This window comes from Streptomyces sp. NPDC057438 (genome assembly GCF_042802995.1).
Taxonomy (GTDB): Bacteria; Actinomycetota; Actinomycetes; order Streptomycetales; family Streptomycetaceae; genus Streptomyces.
On record NZ_JBHVDD010000195.1, the window covers coordinates 1 to 1,998 of the forward strand.

Sequence of the window (1,998 nt, forward strand, 5' to 3'; positions counted from 1 at the left end):
CTGCTGGAACGTCTGCAGTTGCGGGTTCAGGTCGCGCACGACGTCGAGGTCGCGGACCGCGTTGAACTGGGGCACTTCCGCGTAGAACTGGAACATGTTGCCCGACTCGGCCGCGGCGGGGAACGGCTGCGCCCGCATCACGTCGAAGGGCACCGGCACGTACGCCACGTCTTCACCCAGGGCCTCGCTGAGCTGCTCGGCCATCTGCTTGCCGGTCAGGTGCTCGCCCGCGATGGACACGGTGCGGCCCACGAGGTCACCGCCGCGGCGGAAGATGCCGTAGGCGGTCCTGCCGATGTCTTCGACGGCGATGCCGGCGAGCAGGCTGTCGGCCATCGGCATGGCCAGCACGAGCCGTCCGTCGTCTCCCCGTCGCGGCGCCATCGGACCGAGCAGGTTCTCCCAGTAGAAAGTGGTCTGCAGGAAGGTGGTCGGCACCCCGGCGTCGGTGAAGAACCGGTTGGCCTCGGCCTTGGCATCGAAGTGCGGCACCTTGTAGCTGCCCATCAGCGTCGGCATGCGCTCGTCGTCGAGCGGGATGTAGTCGCGGGTGTCCTCCAGCGTCGACCAGATCACATGGGCCACGCCCGCGGCCTTGGCGGCCCGGGCCATGGTTGCCGCCTCCTGCTTCTCCCGCTCGGGCGACATGTCCGCCCAGAAGTTGGTCACCAGGAACGCCCCGTGCGCCCCGTCGAACGCCTCCGTGAGGCTCCGCTGGTCGCCGAGGTCGGCCTTCACCACCTCGGCGCCCAGGGCCGCGAGTTCGCGTGCGGTGTCCGAGTCGGGGTTGCGGGTCAGCGCACGTACCGCGAACCCGCCGCCGGCGTCGGCCAGGATCGCCCTGGCCAGCCCGCCGCCCTGGGAACCGGTCGCGCCGACCACCGCGATCACTTTCTTCTCCGCCACGGTCTTCTCCTTCTTGTTGGGGCAGGGGTGAGGCCCCCCATTGCATGTCACATCATCTAACTCGGCGCCCGAGGATGCATGACGCGTCAGATGATGTGTCATGTACGCTAGGCGGAGGTATATGACGTGTCAAGCTTCCAGGTAAAGTCGTTGTGCATGAACAACACACCTGCATGGTTGAGCCCCACCGAGCAGCACGCCTGGCGGGCCTTCATCCGCCTGCACCAGAAGCTCTGGGGCACGCTGGAGCGTGACCTGAAGGCGCACAAACTGTCCGGCGCCGACTTCCAGATCCTCGTAGCCCTCACCGACACCCCCGACGGCCGGCAACGATTCCAGGACCTCGCCAGCACCATCGAATGGGAACAGAGCCGCCTGTCCCATCAGATCGCCAGGATGATCAAACGCGGCCTGGTGGCCCGGGAAGAATGCGCCGAGGACGGACGCGGAGCCTTTGTCGCCACCACACCGGCGGGCCGCAAATCCATCGAGGCCGCCGCACCCCACCATGTGGCCACGGTCCGCCGCCTGGTCATCGACGCCCTCAGCCCGGATGAGCTCGCCACCCTCGCACGGCTCTCCAACCTCATCCTCGAGCAACTGGACAACGAGCCACCGTGACCTTCGCACGGGTGACACGGTCGGTGACCTCGGCGGACGGGGGCGGCGGTGCTGCCGTACGTCCACCGTGCCGCGCACCGCCCGCCGCATGCCTGGCGCCCGTACAGCGCCCACGACCATGCGCCACCGACCCGTGCTTCCGCCGGGTCGACGCGGCACCGGACGAGAGCGGCACGGTCACCGTGGCCGCTCCGGAAACAGGCGGATCCGTCCGCTCGGCGAAGGCGATCTGCCGGATGGGTGCGGGGTCCTGTTCGCCGTCGAACCACCGGGTCTGGCGGGTGTCGTGTCCCTGGACCGGCATGTCCACCGACCGCCCCCATGCGTCTGCGCTCCGGTCGTGCCAGGAGCCCAGCCGCCGTCGAGGGCTGCCGGGTAGGGCACGCCGCGGGTTCGGGGTCAGCCGGCCGAAGCGCGGCGCGCCAGCGCCACGACACGGCTCGGCGCGATGCCGTACGTCTGCTTGAAGAC

2 protein-coding genes are annotated in these 1,998 nt (G+C 69.1%); one reads left to right on the forward strand and one right to left on the reverse strand.

All coding sequences use genetic code 11. From position 1 onward, the window contains the following. On the reverse strand, positions 1-906 hold a 906-nt coding region (locus ACFU5F_RS42295), incomplete at its 3' end, for an NmrA/HSCARG family protein (protein WP_383899006.1). Positions 907-1,062: 156 nt separating this feature from the next. On the opposite strand from ACFU5F_RS42295, the gene ACFU5F_RS42300 reads away from it, so the two are divergent. Continuing rightward, the gene (locus tag ACFU5F_RS42300) at positions 1,063-1,527 is read left to right on the forward strand and encodes a MarR family winged helix-turn-helix transcriptional regulator (RefSeq protein ID WP_383899008.1); all 465 of its coding nucleotides are present in this window, start codon (positions 1,063-1,065) and stop codon (positions 1,525-1,527) included. The last annotated feature ends 471 nt before the right edge of the window (positions 1,528-1,998 follow it).

Coding starts and splice junctions, on each gene's coding strand:
- ACFU5F_RS42300 (WP_383899008.1), top strand. CDS start 1,063: ATGAACAACACACCTGCATGGTTGAGCCCCACCGAGCAGCACGCCTGG.